Source organism: Aeromonas sp. 604176, assembly GCF_049170755.1.
Lineage (GTDB): Bacteria > Pseudomonadota > Gammaproteobacteria > Enterobacterales > Aeromonadaceae > Aeromonas > Aeromonas veronii_A.
The window spans coordinates 14721-33499 of record NZ_JAAKNE010000018.1 but is presented as its reverse complement, the minus strand read 5'-3'; the positions used below and the strand labels follow the sequence as shown (position 1 = coordinate 33499).

Here is an 18779-nt window from a genome sequence, read left to right as displayed (position 1 = left end):
AGAAGCAGCTAATGCAGGAATTGCGTTACATCTTGGTTGCCCTGGGCGGTATTGCTATTGCGGCATTGCTCATTCACGGGTTGTGGAGCAACAAAAAGAATCGTCAGGCACCGATCAAAGAGAAACCGATTGGACGGATGGACTCCAAGTCGCGGGATCGTGATAACGACGCCTTCGACAGCGATGGCATCGGCCAGGTACGCGTGGTCAGTGGTGGCCGTCGTGCCGAGCCCAAGCTGCGCAGTGAAGAGAGCCGCCAGCCGGAATTCGGTCGTCGCCCTGCCGTCCCCGCCTTTGATGATGAAGATGACGAGGACGATCTGCCGCCGCCCGTAGTGCGCAAGCCTGCTGCCCGCCCGGTTCCGCCGCCTCCTGTCTATGAAGAGGAGGAAGCGTTCGACGAACCGCTGCCCGAGGAGATCGACGAGGCGCCCGCCGCGCCGGTGCGCAAACCTGCTCAGGTCAATCGTCGTACCCCGGTCTACCGTTCCCGTCCCCAGCGCGAGCCCATGATGCAGTCGCTGGATGACGAGCCGCTGGTCGAGCCCGCTTACGCGACCGCCCCGACTTTTGGTGCCCGTGCAGAGACAGTCCGTACCGCTGACACCGTTCGTGCCGAACCGGTGCGTGCTCCCGAGCCGGAATATCAGCCGCAGCCCCGTCATGTGGCTCCCGAGCCTGTTTATGAAGAGCCGGCCTATGTGGCACCTGCTCCTGTGGTGGAAGAGCCGCGCATGGCGCCCCAGCCGGTCGAGAAGATCTGGCAGGATGTCTATGTCATCAACCTGATGGGCCGTCCGGGTCACGACTTGCAAGGTGCGACCCTGCTCTCATCCCTGATGGCGCTGGGCTTCAAGTTTGGCGAGATGGATATTTTCCACCGTCACGAAGATCCAAACGGTAAGGGTGAAGTGCTCTTCTCCATGATCAACATGGTCAAGCCAGGCACCTTCAATCCGTACCGGATGGAACAGTTCACCACGCCGGGTGTCTCCCTGTTCATGCAACTGCCGCTGCGCAGCAATGCCGCGTTTGCCTTCGAGGACATGCTGCAGGCTGCCGATCAGCTGGCCAGCGATCTCGATGCCATGCTGACCGATATGGATCGCAGCCCGCTGAGCGACGAGACCATTGCCCGTTACCGTCACGAGCTGGCTGCCTACGAGGCCAGTCGCGACTAATACGCCATGCGGGTCGAGTGAAGAAAAAGTGCGGTACCCTGGTACCGCATTTTTGTTTCTACCCCGGCCGTATGTTCAATCACACTTCGAGACTTTTTCATGAGCGACACCCTATCCCGCCACCGTCAATTGTGTGAACTGCTTACCGAATATGGTCACCAGTACTATGTGCTGGATAACCCCACAGTGCCGGATGCCGAATACGACCGTCTGATGCGCGAATTGATCGCTCTGGAGGCTGACCACCCCGAGCTGAAAACCCCGGCTTCGCCGAGTGTGCGGGTCGGCGGTCAGCCGCTGACCGCCTTCAAACAGGTGCGCCACGAGATCCCCATGCTGAGTCTGGATAACGTCTTTAGCAGCGAAGAGTTGCAGGCGTTCGAACAACGGATGAGCGATCGCCTCAAGCGTGACGTGCGTTTCACCTTCTGCTGCGAGCCCAAGCTCGATGGTCTGGCAGTGAGCCTGCTCTATGTAAATGGTCAGCTGGTGCAGGCGGCCACCCGGGGCGATGGCGCCACCGGTGAGGAGATCACCGAGAACGTGCGTACCATCAAGGCCATTCCGCTCGCATTGCGGGGCTCTGGCTGGCCAGAGCGGCTGGAGGTGCGTGGCGAAGTCTTTATGCCCAAGGCCGGTTTCGAGGCGATGAACGCCAAGGCGCTGGCAGCGGGCGAGAAGGTATTCGTCAACCCGCGCAACGCCGCCGCCGGCAGCCTGCGTCAACTCGATTCACGCATCACCGCCAGCCGTCCCCTGAGCTTTTACGCTTACGGTGTCGGTGTTGGCGGCGAGCTGCTCGGTGACTCTCACTTTGGTCGCCTCAATCAGCTCAAGGAGTGGGGGCTGCCGCTCAGTCCCGAGGTGAAGCTCAAAGAGGGGGCCGCCGGTTGTCAGTCGTTCCACGACGACATTCTGGCCCGCCGTGGCGAGCTCCCTTACGAGATCGATGGCGTGGTCTACAAGGTGGATGCCATCGCCCTGCAAGAGGAGCTGGGCTTTGTGGCCCGCGCCCCGCGCTGGGCGACCGCCCACAAGTTCCCGGCGCAGGAAGAGATGACAGAGCTTGAGAACGTCGAGTTTCAGGTCGGCCGCACCGGCGCCGTGACCCCGGTCGCCAAGCTTAAACCGGTGTTTGTCGGCGGCGTGACCGTCTCCAACGCCACCTTGCACAATGCTGACGAGATTGAGCGCCTCGGCGTGATGATTGGCGATACCGTGATCGTGCGCCGGGCGGGGGATGTGATCCCGCAGATCGTCGCCGTGGTGGAGGCGAAACGCCCTGTTGATGCGCGCGAAATTCTATTCCCGACCGAGTGTCCGGTCTGTGGCTCTGCGGTCGAGCGGTTGGAAGGGGAAGCGGTTGCCCGCTGCTCCGGTGGCCTGTTCTGCGAGGCTCAGTGCAAGGAGGCGATCAAGCACTTCGCCGCCCGTCGCGCCATGGATGTGGACGGCCTTGGCGACAAGATTGTCGAGCAGCTGGTAGACAAGGGACTGGTGAAGACTCCCGCCGATCTGTTTAGCCTCAACGCCATCCAGCTGGCCGGTCTTGAGCGGATGGGGCAAAAATCGGCCCTCAATCTGGTAGCCGCAATCGATGCTGCGCGCAGTACCACCTTGCCGCGCTTCCTGTTTGCTCTGGGGATCCGTGAAGTGGGGGAGGCGACTGCGCTCAACCTTGCCAACCACTTCCTCACCCTGGATGCCCTGCGCGCGGCCTCGGTGGAGCAACTGCTCGAAGTGGCCGATGTGGGTGATGTGGTGGCCAAGCATGTCTACTACTTCCTGCGTCAGCCCCACAACGTGGAGGTGCTGGAAGCCTTGCTGGCTGCCGGCATCCACTGGCCGGCCATCGAGAAGAAAGAGGCCGCGGAGCAACCCTTTGCCGGCAAGACCTTCGTGCTGACCGGCACCCTGACCACCTTGTCGCGCAACGACGCCAAGGCGGCATTGCAGGCGCTGGGGGCCAAGGTGGCGGGCTCTGTATCTGCCAAGACCGATGTGCTGGTCGCGGGGGAAGCGGCCGGTTCCAAGCTGGCCAAGGCACAGGAGCTCGGTATCACCATCTGGACCGAAGAGGAGCTGCAACAGGCGTTGCAAGGCCAGAGCTGAGTTCGTCTCTCTGATAAAAAAACAACCCGGCATTCGTGCCGGGTTGTTTTTTATTCCCCCGCTATCACCATTTTTTGCGGGGGAGCAGCAAGCACCTGAGCAATATTTCCCGAGCGCTCAGTTTGCTCAATCAGTATGGCAACACTCTACAAGGCCACCTGATGCATCAAGCCATCCTCTCTCGAGGCTTATTCCTGTGGCTTGAGGAAGTTGCGATAGAGCATGTAGAGGTGGGCCGAGCTCCAGCTGAAGTTGCTGGCTCCCTGCATGGCGCCGGTCTCCGGATTGTAGTTTTCGCGGATGGGGCCGCTGCCCGCCAAGCCCTCGGCGTTGTTGAACAGCTTGTTGACCAGAGCCTCGGCATCGCTGCGATAGCCGTAGTTCTCCAGCCCCTTCACCCCGAAGTAGAACTGATCGAGCCATACCCGGCCTCGCCAGTAGATATTGGGGTCGTAGGCCGGGTTGGTCAGCGCGGCGGTGCCCAGCGGGATCCTGGTGTTGAACTCCTGGGCGTTGAGCATCACCTCGCGCACCCGCGCCGCTTTCTCCTTGTCGGCGACCTCAGCCCAGAGCGGGCTCCACCCTTCCGGGCCACGGCCGCGGGCGGTCAGCAATTTGCCGACGCAGCCGTTGCCGTCAGCAACATCCCCCTGAGCAATCTGGCGATCGTAATAGAAGCCTGATGCCTCATCGAACATGCAGCTGTTGATGTAACCAGCCAGCTGGGTCGCGCCATCGCGGTAGCGGCTCGCGTCGTCCGGCTTGTCAAGCAGGTCGGCCATGTCTGCCAGAATGCGTTTCTCCTTGGCCAGGAAGGCGTTGAGCTCCACTGACTCCTGATCGATGGAGAAACCGATCAAATCGCCATTGTCCTGATGGTTTTCAAAGAAGGCGACGTTCCAGTCCTGACGTGCCTTGGCCAAATCTCCGCCATAGGTCTTGTCGGCATAGCGTTGCAGCTGGCCCGGTTCGATAAAGCCGAAGCGGGCGGCGTTGTCCATGCCTGACTCCCAACCGGCGCCGTGCTGGGCACCGATATCCATGTCGCTGTAACCGCCCACGTTCAACACCTGTTGATAGAGCGGCATACCGGCGCAGGCATACCAGCCATCCCCCTCACTGGTACAGCTGGAGAGATCCAGCCCGGCGGGAATACCGTTGGAGTACTGCACCTTGAAGGTGATATTGCCGTACTCGTCGTTGTGCTCCACATGCTTGGTGGCGCCATATTCGATGATGCCGTTGTGGTTGTTGTCCCGCGCACGGTACCACCAGTCGTGGTAGGCCTGCAGCTTGGGATACATCTCGGTGATAAAGGCCTTGTCCTTGGTGGCGCTGTAGATTTCCCAGATGGCCCAGGCGGAGAGGGGCGGCTTGGTGTCGCGTTCGTTCCAGTTGCCGCCATCGCCACCGCGATCCGCCAGCTTGTTGTAGAAGACGGCGTCGATCACCATGCCCGCATCTTGCGGTCGCACCGGGTCATCCGGCTGCACCTGATAGTCATACATGGCGCGCACGTTGTTCTTGGCCACCTCAGGGTTGAAGTGCGCCATGGCATAGGCGTGCTTCCAGCTGTCCCAAGCCCAGACGCCGTCGAACCAGCGGGCGGTATTGGAGGGGGTTACCCCGTCGTGGAGGATGGCGCCAGCCGGGGAGCGCCAGTTGCCATTGAGGGTCTCCATCGCCTTGACGGCGATGCGACGCTCCGACTCGGGGATACCCTGATTGGAGAGACCGTTGGCAAGGTAGCCCTCCCAGCGGCGGATGGAGTCGGCAAAATAGCTGGCCGGGTTGGCCAGCAGGGCCTGACGGCTCTGCTGATGGCGGCTGGCGTCATCTTCGGAGTGGAGATAGCTCTGCAGGGTGTAGATATCCTCGCTCCCCTTGGCGGCCAGAGTAATGCTGGCGTCACTTTGGTAGCCCAGTGTCTTCTGGTCGAGGGTGGTGCGGCTTGGCAGGGTGCGGTCGATGCGATAGCGGGCGCTGCCGCTTTGCATGATGTTCCAGGTGCTGCGCAGTTTGCCGAACTGGAATTCGATTCCTTTGTCGCTCTCGCTGATGGTGCGAGTCCAGCCTGGATATTTGCTGGCAATCGTATCCTTGGCATCCCATTGATTGAGCAACTCGCCCTGCCAGTTGAGGTTGAGGGTGAGCGGTGCATCGGTCTGATTGATGAGTCGGGTGCGGATAAGGGCGGTGCGGGCATCGCCATAACGCAGCTCCAGCTCCAGCGTAAAGGGCTCGAACTCGAAGCGTTGCACCAGCGCACCGGGAATGGCGTACACCTCCTGCTTGCGGGCGCTGGTGAGCGGGAACGGGCGGCCGCTCGCATCGCTCAGGGTGAGCTTGTCCAGCTCGCTGGCAAAGAAGAGGCTGTACTCCTCGGAGATGACCATGGGGCCGGTAAAGCCCCCCCACTCCTTGTCGCTGGCAGGCAGCAGGAAACCGTGCCATGCCCCCAGATCGAGCAGCGGGTTGTATTTGAGGTTGGAGTAGCTGTCAAAGTCGCGGAATTGGGTCGGTGTTCCCCGACGGTCGATAACGTCCTTGTACTGGATGGCCTGCTCCGGTTTGGCGACGGTGCTGCTCTCTGTCTGGTTATCGTTGCAGGCGGTCAGTCCGAACAGGGCGGTGCCGAGGGCTACCGAGAGTAAAGTTTTACGAAACATTTCTCGCTCCAATTCCGTTTATGTAGGTTAAAAGGAAGATTTTTTACGCTTATTTTTAGTGAAAAGGTGTTCGGTAGCCATTGTATGGCAAGGGGAAAGGGAGCGTTGGCGCGAGATCACACTCTGAAGAGGCGGCAATGTGAGCGGGATCACCGGGTTACATCAGGTTACATAGAATTGGCTTTAAGTAATATTTTACTTTTCATTGCTCGCCAATCTGGCAGGGCAGGTGTGCAGGTATTGGTGGGGCGTCAGGCCGAACTCCTGTTTGAAGCGGGCGGCAAAGCGGCTGGGGGAGTCATAACCGCAGGCGAGGGCGACCTCCAGAGGGGTCAGGCCCTGTTGCAACAGGTTGAGGGCGTGACTCATGCGCACCTGAGCCAGCAACTGGCGAAAGCTGCGACCTTCGGCGGCCAGCTTGCGCACCATGGAGGCGCGGCTCATGGAGAAGTGGGGGGCCACCGCCTCCAGTGTGTGGTCGATGCCGGGTTCCACCGCCAGGTAGCGTGCCAGCCGCTCTGCGAGGGTCATGGTGCTGGCGGGAAAGAGTAACCCGAGGGCGTTGGCGGCCCGCAGTTCGGCATAGAAGCCGCGCAGCAGTTCGGCCTGGGTCGCCTCGCTCAGTCCCCGTTCGGCCATGGTGCTGATGAGCTCAAAGCAGAAGGCGAGCCCGGGGGTGACCTTGACAGCGGGTTCCTCCAGATCGGCGTGGGAAGGGGCTGACTCGGCCAGCCATTCTGGTGGCGGCGGAGTGAGCAGCGTGATGGCGTGGGAGCGAAACTTGCCCTGCTCCGGCTGATTGACGAAGGTGAGCTGGTGGCCTGCCGGGATCAGCAGCCACCGCTCCCTGTCAAACGACAGACGCCGCTCGCGCCACCATAGTTGCTTGCTCCCCTGGGTGACCCAGATGAGGGTCGGGGCATAGATGAGCACTCGGTGCAGGGGCTGCTGGCGGATCCCGAGATAGTGGCTCTGTTGCAGCAGGGGAGTGCTCATCCGGTTGGCTCCTAGGGGGTGACGAAGGTGGCGGTCAGGGTGGCCTTGCCGAGCGCCATGCTGTTGAGCATGTAGCCTACCATAGCGGGCGGGGTATCGGCCTTCACCTCGAGATCATGGGGCAGGGCCCAGGCGGTGAACTGATAGCGGTGCATGCCGTGACCTGCGGGCGGGCAGGGGCCGCCGTAACCCTGGCTGCCAAAGTCGGTGCGGATCTCCAATCCCTGCTTGAGCTTGCCGGAGACATTGCTGGCGAGCTCGCTCTGGGTGGCAGGCAGGTTAACCACCAGCCAGTGCCACCAACCGCTGCCGGTAGGGGCATCGGGGTCATAGGCGGTGATGGCAACACTCTTGGTGCCTGCCGGCAGATCCTGCCAGCTAAGTTGGGGCGAGTGGTTGTCGCCGCTGCAGCCGAAGCCGTTGAAGCTGAACTGTTTGTCCATCAACTGGCCTTCGTGAATGTCCGTGCTCTTCAGGGTCATGGCAAAAGCTGGCATGGCCGTCAGGCAGAGCAGTGGCAACAGGGCACTCTGTTTGAGCAATTTCATCGGGTGACTCCTCGTGTGGTAACGGGTTCACTTTAACGAGGGCAGGGTAGAATGTTATTGCAGAACGGCTCAATGTGAGGTCGATTGGTGAGTTAATTGAGCCTTTTGGTGGTTTTATGGCAAGAAGGTAAACGGCAGCCATAAAAAAACCGGCATCAGGGATGCCGGTTTTTTGTTTGACGATGAGAGGTGCGGCTTAGCGCAGGATCATCTCGTCACGGCCCGGGCCGACGGAAACCATCGGAACCGGTACGCCGAGCAGCTCTTCGATACGCAGCACGTACTGCTGGGCCGCTTTGGGCAGCTCTTCGAAGGTGCGGCAGCCGGTGATGTCTTCGCTCCAGCTTTCCATCTGCTCGTAAACCGGCTTCAGGGCAGCGGTTTGCGGCCAAATCGGGTTCTCGGTGTGGGCACCTTCGTAAGCCACGCAGATCTTCAGATCCGGCAGACCTGTCAGGCAGTCCAGCTTGGTCAGAGCCACTTCGGTGGCGGCTTGCAGCTCGACACCGTTCTTGGTGGCGACGGCGTCGAAGTAACCGACATCACGGGGACGGCCAGTGGTAGCGCCGAACTCGTTGGTGATCTTGCGGAACTCGTCCTGGTTCTCCATGGCGGTCAGCAGGGTGCCGGTACCGACAGAGGAGCTGAATGCCTTGGCCACAGCGATGACGCGCTCCGGACGCAGACCCGGCAGACCGCCACCGATACCGGCGTAGGCGCCAGATACGTGGGAGGAGGTCACCCAGGGGTATTCGCCGTAGATCAGGTCACGGCCAGCGCCCAGCTGCGCTTCGAACAGCAGGGTCTTGCCTTCGGCCTGCAGCGCTTTGAGCGGCATGCTGACGTTGCAGACGGCGTCGATCCAGGGGGCAGAGACTTCCAGCAGCCAGTCGGCCATCTCCTGGGCAGTCTGGGTGAATTCGAAGGAGGGGTAGATAGCCTTCATCTGTGGCAGTTTCCAGTCCAGCATGAACTGGATGCGCTCTACCAGTACGTCCGGCTGTTTCAGCCAGCCGACCAGGATCGCTTTCTTCATGACGCGATCGCCGTAGGCAGGGGCGATGCCCTGACGGGTGGAGCCATAGGCGCCGTCACCCAGACGTTGCTCTTCCAGGGTATCTTCCAGTGCGTGCAGCGGCAGGCACAGGGTTGCGCGGTCAGAGATGGCCAGCTTCGGAGTCACGCCGGAGGCTTTGACTTCGTCGAGCTCGACGGTCAGTTTCTCGGGGCTGATCACCATGCCCGGGCCGAGGACAACCAGGCAATCCGGGTTGAATACGCCACTCGGAACCTGGTGCAGCTTGAAGGTGCCAAGGTCGTTGACCACGGTGTGGCCAGCGTTGTTGCCGCCCTGGAAGCGAATGCTGGCGCCAGCTTGACCTGCCAGATAATCCACGATGCGGCCTTTGCCTTCATCACCCCAGTTAGCACCTACGACTACGATAGACGACATGACTCTTTCTCCTAAGACGTTAGGCGTCCATCCTAGGAGCCTGATGCGGATTAGAAAAATTAATTATCTTTATAATTCCGATAAGAGAGCCATATAATTATGGCCAATTAAGCGGCAAACCGTCCGATTTTGCCTGGCAAGCCCCGCACATCGCGGGTTGAGGGACTCTTATGCTGGATATTCACTGGCTGCAAACCTTTGTCACCCTGGCCCGATTGCAACATTTTGGCCAGACCGCCACCGAGCTGCACATGACCCAGCCCAATGTCAGCCTGCATATCAAGCGGCTGGAGCAGGCGACCCGGGTGCGGCTGATCGAGCGCAGCCCGTTTCGCCTGACGCAGGCGGGGGAGCGGCTGCTGCAAAGCGCCGAGCGCACCATTGCCGAGTTGCAGCTCTGCCAGTCCGATCTCAATGCCCTCAACCAGCTGAGTCAGGGGACGCTGGCCATCGCCGCCAGCGACATCATCTCCCGCCTGCTGCTTATCCAGCCGTTCCAGCGCTTCAAGCGGGAGTTCCCCGGCATCGACCTTACCCTGTTCAACACCACTTCGGATCAGGCCGCCGAGCTGGTCAAGGCGGGCAAGGCGGATCTGGGCTTCGTGATGGCGCAAAAGCGCAGCGAGCCGCTCTTCTATACCGAGCTGCAACAGGTAACCTGGTGCGCGCTGGGCCACGGCCTTGCCCGCTGGCAGGCGCGGGCGGTGGCGGGAGAGAGCGATCCCCTCGATGAGCCGACCCTGATCTTGCTCGGTCACGACACCCGCACCCGGGCGCTGATCGACCCATCCCTGCCGCTGTTGGCGTTACCCCCTTGCCGCATCATGGAGGTGGGCAGCGTGGACGCCCAGCTGGATTGGGCCGAGGCGGGCTTTGGTGTCGCCATCGTGCCGGACTTTTCCCTGCATCCGCGCCTCAACCTCACCGCGCCGGTCACCAGCCTCGGCGACTTTCCCGGTACCAGTCTGGGCTACGTGGTGCGCCAGAATCAGGTGTTGTCGCGGGCCATCAAGCAGTTGCTGCACTGGGTAGAGGAGGAGATCCAGAAGCCCAACCCCTATCTGACCCGGGTGATGGAGCCGTAGCGGGGCGGCAAGGTGAGTAGGTCTATCGGGGTGACTGTGCCGCCATCAATTGCGTCACTATCGAACGTGCGTAAACAATCAGGGCAGCCGAGGCTGCCCTGATGCATTTGTGGGTGCTGACCACTCAGTGCTGCGGCGGTGTGGCTGCACTGGTGGCAGGGGAGGGAAGTATATCGGTTTTATCCTGCGGTGGGGTTTCGTCAGCAACCGCGCTGCTGGCAGGCTGGGTTGCCTGCTCTTGCGGCGCAGTGGCCGCAGAGGCGCTCTGTGGCAACTGAGTTGAAACGGCAGCCGATGGTGCTGGCGCCGTTGACGCTGCGGCAGAGGGGGCCACGCTCCCACCCTCGGTGGTTGGCGCAGTGAGCTCGGGGGTGACCTCGAGCGCCTCTTCGGGTAAGGGATTAACCTCTGTGGCTTCTGTCGCCACTGCGGCACTGCTGGTGGCGGTCGCCTCAATGGGCGCAGTCGTCCCGTTGGCGGCGCTCACCGGCCCTGTCGTGGGCACCGCCTCCGAGGCCGATGGCGCTGGTGTTAACGGCTCCGGCGTCAGCTGTTCTGCAGTTAACTGCTCGGGGGTCAGTGGCAAAGGGGCTGGCGGTTGATCCGACATCCCCGCATGGAGGGGCAGCTCGGTTTGCGCCTGCAACTGCTCGGGGGTCACCTTGCTCAGGGCGGGGTGCAGCCGGCTGAACTGCTTGAACCGGGCCAGCAGGGTATCGCGCACGGTACGGACGATGGGGTCCGGCAGGCTGGCCAGCGCCACCAGTTCGGCACTCATTCCGATATTGTTGATGGCGGTGGTCTGCCCCGGATAGAGGTTGGCGGCGATGCGGCTGCGCTGGTAGTAGGGGTGTTTCTTGAGCAGCGTGTCGATCTGCTCCCCTTCGATAGGGATGAGGCGCACTTTGCAGCGGCTGATCAGATCGCCGACTGCCAGACTGGGGTGACCGGCTACCACAAAAGCGGCATCCAGCGAGCCATCGCAGAGCCCTTCCAGCGGTTCGCTCTCCGACTTGAGCTGATAGGCAGCAAACTGCCCGGGTTGCCATCCCATAGCTGCCATCAGGGCCTGGCTGGTGATCTGCTCACCGGCGCCATTGTTGCCCGGGTAGACCCGTTTCCCTTCGATATCTGCCAGGGTGGTGATGCCGCTGTCGGGGGCGGCCAGCAGGGTCAGCGACTCCTGATAGAGGCGAAACAGGCTGCGCAGCTCATTGTCGGCTCCCTGCCCGCTGAAGGGACCGGTGCCGTGCAGGGCGTGGTGCAGTACATCGGACTGCACCAGCGCCAGCTGCACGTCCCCTTTGCCGAGCGCCTTGAGGTTGGCCATCGAGCCGCGGGTGCTCTGCACGGTGCAGCTGTCCCCATGGAGGGCATGGTCGGCATTGAGCACCCGGCAGATGGCGCCACCGGTCGGGTAGTAGACCCCGTTGAGCGGTCCCGTTCCGATAGTCAGCGCCTGGCTGCCAAAAGGGAGCAGCGCAGAGAGTGCACAGAGGGGGAGCAGAAGGTGATGCAAGATCCGTAGAGACATAATTGACCGTTGACTGAGTTGACCGCTGGCTGATGACACAGGGTAAAAGGGATGGGGCTTGCCCATCCCGTTGCTGGGCTGATCAGGGCTTGCTGTGGTTGAGGATTGCCCGCTCCATCCGCGCCAGCGCGTCGGTCAGTCGTGCCCTGGTGCAGCCGAAGTTGAGCCGCACAAACTGACCGTCGCCAAACTGGGCGCCGGGGGAGAGACCAACGCCGGCCTGCTCGAAGAAGGCGATGGGATCGGCAAGGCCAAGGGCGCTTACATCGATCCAGGCCAGATACGTTGCCTGATGGTTGGCCAGCTTGACGCCGGGCCAGCGAGCCACCGCCTGCTGGATCAGGGCCAGATTGGCCGCCAGATAGTCGAGTTGCTCGCAGAGCCACTGTTCGCCGCCCTCGTAGGCTGCTTCGGCGGCGACAAAGCCCAGCAGGTTGACGTCGGCGCTGATGCCGCGCATTGCCTGCTGCAGCCTGAAGCGCAGACGGGCGTTGGGGATAATGGCGAAGGAGCAGCAGAGACCGGCGATATTGAAGGTTTTGCTCGGAGCCATCATCACTGCACAGCGCTCGGCCGCTTCCGGACTGAGGGCGCCGTAGGGAATGTGGCGGGCGTTTTTATCCAGCAGCAGATCGCAGTGGATTTCATCGGAGCAGATCACCAGATTGTGGCGCGCGGCGATGGCATCGATGGCCAGCAGTTCGTCACGGGTGAAGATGGTGCCGCCCGGGTTGTGGGGGTTGCAGAGCAGCAGCAGATCTGCGGCGGGGGCCTGACGCTCCAGCTCTTCAAGATCCAGCACCCAGCGACCCGCTTCCTCAATCATCGGCACGGTGAGCAGGGGACGATCATTGAAGCCCGGCGCCTGCAGGAAGGGGTAATAGACCGGCTTGGGGGTGATGATGCCGCGACCATGCTGGCTCCAGGCCTTGCAGGCGAGGTTGAGCCCCGGCACCACGCCTGGCAGGAATACCAGCCATTCGGGCTCGATAGTCCAGCCATAGCGGGTCGCCATCCGTTCGATAATGAGTTCGATCAGTCGCGGCGAGGGGCGTGAATAGCCGAAAATGCCGTGGGCGACCCGTTTGGTCAACGCCTCGATCACGGATGGGGGGGAGACAAAGTCGGTATCGGCAACCCACATGGGCAGCACATCCTGACCCTTGTACTTGTCCCATTTCAGGCTCATGGTGCCACTGCGGTCTACTTCCTGATCAAAATCAAACATGCGAACTCCTTGTGCTGGCAGGATGGGCTTTCACTCTACGGGGTCGCGGCCTCCCTCGCAAGGCGCACTCCTGCTTATGCCATCCTTGAGCCCGCTCTTGATAGTGACATAAGATAGGCGCCGAATTTTCATACGGCTGCCGCCCGTTAGCCCGTATCGTCCTTCCAATCAGTGGTAACCCTATGAGCTTGTCGATAGCGGCGGTCAAACGCCCGGATCCCGTCTCTCTTTCATTTCTTGCCGTGACTTTTATGACCGGCGTCGCGGTGGCATTGCAGGTGCCTACCTTAAGTCTGTTTCTGGCCGAAGAGGTGCAGGTGCGCCCCTTTCTGGTCGGGCTCTTCTATACCATCAACGCCGTGGTGGGCATTCTGGTCAGTCAGTGGCTGGGCCACCGCTCCGACAACAAGGGGGATCGCAAGCGACTGATCCTGCGCTGCTGCTTTGCCGGGGTGGCGCTCTCCTTGTTGTTTGCCTGGAACCGCAACTACTGGCTGTTGGCGAGTCTGGGGGTGATGCTGGCGGCGCTGGCGGCCACGGCCAGCCCCCAGCTGTTTGCGCTGGCGCGGGAGTACTCCGACAGCCGCAACCGGCGGGCGGACATGTTCAGCTCGGTGATGCGGGCCCAGTTTTCGCTGGCCTGGGTCATAGGCCCACCCATCGCCTTCGCGCTGGCCATCGGCTACGGTTTTGAGCTGATGTACCTGGCCTCGGCACTCGCCTACCTGCTCTGTGCCCTGGTGGTGTGGCGCTGGTTGCCCTCGCTGCCACTACCCAAGCTGGCTGAAGAGAGCGAGCGGGTCAGCAGCTGGCGGGATCCGGCGGTGCGGGCGCTCTTTATCGCCTCCACCCTGATGTGGACCTGCAACAGCATGTACCTCATTAATATGCCGCTCTACATCACCCGGGAACTGGGGATGGATGAGAAGCTTGCCGGTATCCTGATGGGCACGGCAGCGGCGCTGGAGATCCCCTTCATGCTGCTGGCGGGTTACTACACGGCGCGCTTTGGCAAGCGCCCCATGATGTTGCTGGCGGTGCTGGCTGGCGCGGCTTTTTACACCGGACTGGTGACCCTCACCGACCAATACGCCCTGATCGCCTTGCAGCTGTTCAACGCCATCTTCATCGGTATCGTGGCGGGGATCGGCATGTCTTACTTTCAGGATCTGATGCCGGGGCGAGCCGGGGTGGCGACCACCCTGTTTGCCAACAGCATCCGCACCGGCTCCATCATGGCGGGGGCCATCGCCGGTGTGGTGGCGGAGGTGTGGAGTTTCCACGGGGTCTTTATGGTGGCGTTGGGATTGGCACTGGTAGCACTGGCCGCCAGCTGGCGGGTGCCCAACGTCTGACGGGGGATCTGGCTGTTATTTATCGTGCTGGGACTGGGCGTGCGGGAGCGGCGCTGATTCGCCCTGATACTCGTTACGCAGGCAGCGCAGCAGCAGCTCGGTCGCAGGGCCGAGAGATTCGGGGGAGAGGGTCAGCAGGTAGGTGTAGAGGTGGCGCTCGTTGCCGCTCTCCAGATCCAGCTGTATGAGCGAACCTTCCGCCAGCTCCCGCTCCACCAGATGGCGCGGCAGCCAGGCATAGCCGAGGCCGAGGCGCAGCATGGCGAGCACTTCGTGGTAGTGGGTCGCCTTCCAGCCGGTATCATCCGCATCGTTCCAGTCCACCGAGCGGTGAATGGGGGGGTGAAGGCTGATCTGGTTGTGGCTGGTCAATACATCGTTGCGGATCGCCCCCTCCTCCTGTGCCAGCGGATGACTGGCGGCGCAGAGGGGCAGCAGGCACACCTCGTCCAGCAACAGGCCGGTGCGATCGCCGGGCAGGTGCTCGGAGAGCATCAGATCCCCCGGTTGCAGGGCGTTGAAGTGGCAGTGAATGCGTTCGTGCAGGTTGACCCGGCAACCCCGACTGCGAGGATAGAAGCTGGCCAGCGCCCGATAGAGGCGATCCCTTGGCTGCAGCGCCGAGACATAGAGGTTGATCTGCGGCTCCCACTGCCGCTCCAGGTTGTTGGCCAGATTCTCCAGCTCTTCCACCTGCTGGCTCAACTGACGGGCCCGCTTGAGGAAGATCTCGCCCGCCGGTGTCAGCACTGCCTTGCGGCCGCGCACCTCCAGCAAGGGCACCCCCAGACTCTGCTGCAACTTCGCAACCGCATGATTGAGGGAGGACTGGCTCTTGTTCAGCGCCTCGGCCGCCTGGGCGTAGCCGCCGCAGTCGACCACCGCCTGAAAGATCCGCCATTGCTCAAACGTGCTCTTGGGACGAAACATAGTTCAACCTGATTGGAGATAGGATGGTCAGTGGTTCGAACAGGGAGCCTGTGCCCCCTATTCAATTTAACCCTTGCCGCACAACACTCTGGGTATTTTATTGATTTATTTGGGCTGATACGCCTGTTTATTTTGGCTGAGCCACAAAGGTCTGGCCGGTTTTGCCGCGGCTGTCCGACCCCATCAGGTAGAGGTAGAGCGGCATCAGGTCGGCCGGGGTCTTGAGGTTCATGGGATCTTCCGCCGGGAAGGCGCTGGCGCGCATCTTGGTGCGGGTACCGCCCGGATTGAGGGTGTTGACCCGCACGCCTGTGTTCTCCAGCTCGTCGGCCAGCACTTCCATCATCCCCTCGATGGCAAATTTGGAGATGGCATAGGTGCCCCAGTAGGCGCGCCCTTTGCGTCCCACGCTGGAGGAGGTGTAGACGATGGAGGCATCGCCCTGCGCCTTGGCGGTCTGGCGCAGCAGCGGCAGCAGTGCCTGGGTCAGCAGGAATTCCGATTTGACGTTGACCTGCATCACCTCGTCCCACTCCTTCTCCTGAATATGTTCAAACGGAGAGAGGGTACCGAGCAGACCGGCGTTGAACAGCACGCCGTCGAGGCGGCCAAACTGCTGGGCGAAGGTTTCGGCCATGCCGCGGTAGTGGGCGGCGGTGGCCCCTTTCAGATCCACCGGCACGATGGCGGGCAGCGGATAACCGGCCGCTTCAATCTGGTCATACACGGCTTCGAGTTTGGCGCTGGTGCGGCCGAGCAGGATCACGGTGGCACCGTGGGCGGCGTAGGTGAGGGCGGCTTCGCGGCCGATCCCGTCGCCGGCACCGGTGACCAGAATGACTTTATCCTTGAGCAGATCGCGGGGTGCCTGATAATCGAGCATGACAACTCCTGTTAACAAATTCCGGCCATAAGTGCATGGCAATCGGCGCCAAGTGTACTGATCCGCGCGCCTGTTTGACCAGCCAGCGGCAAGAAAAATGTGAAGAAAATAGAGAGGTTGTGATGCTCTGGTTGGTTTTTCCGGGCACTGGCTGCGATTTTTTGCGCGCATTCACCAAACTCCCTAGAATGTGACGAAAACCGATCCATTCTGGAGTCCATCGTGACATTTCTGACCGAATATGGCCTGTTTCTGGCCAAGACAGTGACCTTTCTGCTGGCCATCGGCGCCATCATCCTGATGATTGTGAGCACTCGTCAGCCGAAAGCGCGCAAGGGTGAGCTGGTGGTGACCGATCTTTCGAGCGAGCTGGAGCAGGGGCAATTTGCCCTCAAGAGCGCGCTTGCCAGCAAGGCCGAGCGCAAGGTGCTGGAAAAGCAGCAGAAAGAGGAGCAGAAGAAGCGCGCCAAGGCGGGGGATGAGCGCAGTCGCCTGTTTGTGCTCGATTTCAACGGCAGCATGGATGCCAAAGAGGTGGCCTCCCTGCGCGAAGAGGTGAGCGCGGTGATTGGCGTCGCCCAGCCCGGCGACGAAGTGCTGCTGCGACTCGAATCCGGTGGCGGCGTGGTGCATGGCTATGGCTTGGCCGCTTCCCAGTTGCAGCGGTTGCGCGATCGTGACATCAAGCTCACCGTGGCTATCGACAAGGTGGCGGCGAGTGGCGGCTACATGATGGCCTGCGTGGCGGACAAGATCCTGGCTGCCCCCTTTGCCATCGTCGGCTCCATCGGGGTGATCGCCCAGATGCCGAACTTCAACAAGTTGTTGAAAAAGCACGATATCGAATTCGAGATGCACACCGCCGGTCAGTACAAGCGCACCATCACCATGTTTGGCGAAAACGACGATCTGGGGCGCGAGAAGTTTCGCGAGGAGCTGGCGGCGATCCACGAGCGCTTCAAGGCCTTTGTGGCCGAACACCGCCCGCAACTCGATATCGATCAGGTCACGACCGGTGAACACTGGCTGGCGAGTCAGGCCAAGGGGCTGGGATTGGTGGATACCCTCTGCACCAGTGATGACTATCTGCTGGCGCAGGCCAGCCACCACAAGGTGATCGGCGTCAGCTATCGCAAGCCTAAAAGTCTGACCCAGAAGCTGGGACAGCAGGGCGCTCAAGCGCTGGAAGCCGGACTGGGGCGGCTGTGGCAGCAGAGCCCCTGGCGCTAAGCCTGGCCCTCTGGCGCTAGCCAGAGGGAAATCCCGCGATAAAAAGGCCAGCCGATGCCCATCGGCTGGCCTTTTTGCATCCGGTTGTACCTTGCTGGTGAGCAAAGGTTGTTTCTATTGAGGCCCTCTGTTACAACTGAACGCTTTCCCCGTTTATGACAGGATCTTGTGGTAAGAGCTGCGGGGCATGGAGCATAGCGATGTCATGGAGCACCTTCAGGCAATTTACCCCGCTGGTCTGGATCGTCATTCTGGGTACCTTTATGGTGCGTACCAGCTACTACATGGTGTGGCCCTTCCTCTCCATTCTGCTCTATCGGGAGTATGACCTATCGGCCACCTTCATCGGCCTGTTGCTGGGTGGCTCGATGGCCCTCTCTACCCTGGTCAGTTTTTACGGCGGCTGGCTCTCTGATCGCTTCGGACGGCGCAGCATACTGCTGGCCGGTTGTCTGGTGGCGATGATCTGTTTCGGCCTGCTCGGCTTTTCCCATGAGGTGTTCTGGCTCGGGATCGGGGTGATGGGCAGCGGTCTCTCGTCAGGGCTCATCGATGCCCCCGGCAAGGCGCTGATGGCCGACAGTCTGGCCTCGGCCAAGGCGCGGGAGTTGGCACTGCACCTGCGCTATTTTCTGCTCAACCTGGGGGCGGCGTTGGGGCCGCTACTGGGGGTGACCCTCGGGATCAACGCCCAGCAGGAGACCTTCCTGTTTCTGGTGGTGAGCTATCTGCTGCTGGCGCTGGCCTTTGGCTGGGGATTTCGCCGGGCTGGCAGCACAGGCAAGCCGGGTGCTGCTGGCCCCGGACTGCGGGATGCCATCAAGGTGTTGCTGGCGGATCGCGCCTTCCTGCTGCTGGTGATGGCCAATCTCCTGATGGTGCTGGTCTACTCCCAGTTTCACTCGCCGTTGGTGCAGTACCTGACCCGGGCCGGTATGCCGCAGGTGGCCGAGCTGGTTGCTCTGCTGGTGGCGACCAATGCCCTGACCGTGGTGCTGCTGCAGTTTCCGCTGCTGCGCTTGTTGTCACGCTGGCCGGTGCGGGTACGGCTTCATATCGGCATGGCGCTCTTTCTGGCGGCCCAGCTGCTCTTCGCGCTGGGGGACCCGACGGTGCGCAGCCACTGGTTTAGCGCTGTTCTGCTGCTCAGCATCGGCGAGACCATCCTGTTCCCCCTGCTCAACGTGCTGATCGATCAGATGGCCCCCGCTCATCTCAAGGGGAGCTACTTTGGTGCCAGCGCACTGGCCGGGTTGGGAGGGGCCGCCGGCGCGCTGCTGGGAGGCTGGATCCTCGAACAGTGGAGCGGTCAGCTGCTCTATGTGCTGATGGCGCTGCTCTGTGTGGTCACTCTTTCGTTGTATGAGTCGGGTGCTCGTTATAGCGCTCGACACAAGGAGGGGGTTGGCAAGGCGGTATGACGCCCGAGCTACCTGTGATGTTCCTACTTGAGTGCTAAATATCAGCCTGAAGTCCCTCTAACGGGATGAAAGGCAGTCAACAAGGCCACGCTGGCTGACCTTGTGTATTGAGATGTTTCGGAGGAAAACGCCGTTCAGCTGGTCCGGCGCGGAT

The 18779-nt window shown here is 61.5% G+C and carries 14 protein-coding genes; 6 read left to right on the top strand and 8 right to left on the bottom strand.

Annotated features, from left to right (window positions below; all coding sequences use genetic code 11):
• Window positions 1-11: 11 nt before the first annotated feature.
• The gene (gene zipA, locus G5358_RS05240) at window positions 12-1181 is read left to right on the top strand and encodes a cell division protein ZipA (protein ID WP_216953088.1); all 1170 of its coding nucleotides are present in this window, start codon (window positions 12-14) and stop codon (window positions 1179-1181) included.
• A 99-nt stretch (window positions 1182-1280) separates the two neighbouring features.
• Entirely contained in the window at window positions 1281-3293 is a 2013-nt protein-coding gene (gene ligA, locus G5358_RS05235) for an NAD-dependent DNA ligase LigA (RefSeq protein WP_421323751.1), read from the top strand.
• 188 nt (window positions 3294-3481) lie between these two features.
• Here the strand turns inward: ligA and ygjK are convergent, their stop codons facing one another.
• From ygjK to G5358_RS05215, 4 genes are all read right to left on the bottom strand, one after another.
• Window positions 3482-5962 (bottom strand): alpha-glucosidase, encoded by a 2481-nt coding sequence (gene ygjK / locus G5358_RS05230; protein WP_421323750.1) that lies wholly within the window; start codon window positions 5960-5962, stop codon window positions 3482-3484.
• Window positions 5963-6157: 195 nt separating this feature from the next.
• On the bottom strand, window positions 6158-6958 hold the full coding sequence (locus G5358_RS05225) for a helix-turn-helix transcriptional regulator (RefSeq protein ID WP_042054529.1): 801 nt from the start codon (window positions 6956-6958) through the stop codon (window positions 6158-6160).
• Window positions 6959-6969: 11 nt separating this feature from the next.
• Window positions 6970-7506: a YbhB/YbcL family Raf kinase inhibitor-like protein gene (locus G5358_RS05220; RefSeq protein WP_421295516.1), complete on the bottom strand. Its 537-nt coding sequence runs from the start codon at window positions 7504-7506 to the stop codon at window positions 6970-6972.
• 196 nt (window positions 7507-7702) lie between these two features.
• Entirely contained in the window at window positions 7703-8959 is a 1257-nt protein-coding gene (locus tag G5358_RS05215) for an adenylosuccinate synthetase (RefSeq protein ID WP_005334922.1), read from the bottom strand.
• A 170-nt stretch (window positions 8960-9129) separates the two neighbouring features.
• Between G5358_RS05215 and G5358_RS05210 the strand changes: the two genes are divergently transcribed.
• Window positions 9130-10044: a LysR family transcriptional regulator gene (locus tag G5358_RS05210; protein ID WP_005353868.1), complete on the top strand. Its 915-nt coding sequence runs from the start codon at window positions 9130-9132 to the stop codon at window positions 10042-10044.
• Between the two features lie 124 nt (window positions 10045-10168).
• Here the strand turns inward: G5358_RS05210 and G5358_RS05205 are convergent, their stop codons facing one another.
• Together G5358_RS05205 and G5358_RS05200 are read right to left on the bottom strand one after the other, a co-directional pair.
• Entirely contained in the window at window positions 10169-11578 is a 1410-nt protein-coding gene (locus G5358_RS05205) for a TAXI family TRAP transporter solute-binding subunit (RefSeq protein ID WP_421323749.1), read from the bottom strand.
• An 82-nt stretch (window positions 11579-11660) separates the two neighbouring features.
• On the bottom strand, window positions 11661-12806 hold the full coding sequence (locus tag G5358_RS05200) for a MalY/PatB family protein (protein WP_421323748.1): 1146 nt from the start codon (window positions 12804-12806) through the stop codon (window positions 11661-11663).
• A gap of 182 nt (window positions 12807-12988) precedes the next feature.
• Between G5358_RS05200 and G5358_RS05195 the strand changes: the two genes are divergently transcribed.
• On the top strand, window positions 12989-14161 hold the full coding sequence (locus G5358_RS05195; RefSeq protein ID WP_064335729.1) for an MFS transporter: 1173 nt from the start codon (window positions 12989-12991) through the stop codon (window positions 14159-14161).
• 15 nt (window positions 14162-14176) lie between these two features.
• Here G5358_RS05195 and G5358_RS05190 read toward each other — a convergent pair whose 3' ends face one another.
• Window positions 14177-15091, bottom strand: a complete 915-nt coding sequence (locus G5358_RS05190; protein ID WP_421323747.1) for a LysR family transcriptional regulator — start codon at window positions 15089-15091, stop codon at window positions 14177-14179.
• A 127-nt stretch (window positions 15092-15218) separates the two neighbouring features.
• Window positions 15219-15974, bottom strand: coding sequence for a YciK family oxidoreductase (locus G5358_RS05185; protein WP_005334909.1), 756 nt, complete (start codon window positions 15972-15974; stop codon window positions 15219-15221).
• Window positions 15975-16196: 222 nt separating this feature from the next.
• Between G5358_RS05185 and sohB the strand changes: the two genes are divergently transcribed.
• Both sohB and G5358_RS05175 read left to right on the top strand, forming a co-directional pair.
• A complete protein-coding gene (gene sohB / locus G5358_RS05180; RefSeq protein ID WP_421323746.1) occupies window positions 16197-17204 on the top strand; it encodes a protease SohB in 1008 nt (335 codons plus the stop codon).
• Window positions 17205-17404: 200 nt separating this feature from the next.
• A complete protein-coding gene (locus G5358_RS05175) occupies window positions 17405-18625 on the top strand; it encodes an MFS transporter (protein WP_421323745.1) in 1221 nt (406 codons plus the stop codon).
• The last annotated feature ends 154 nt before the right edge of the window (window positions 18626-18779 follow it).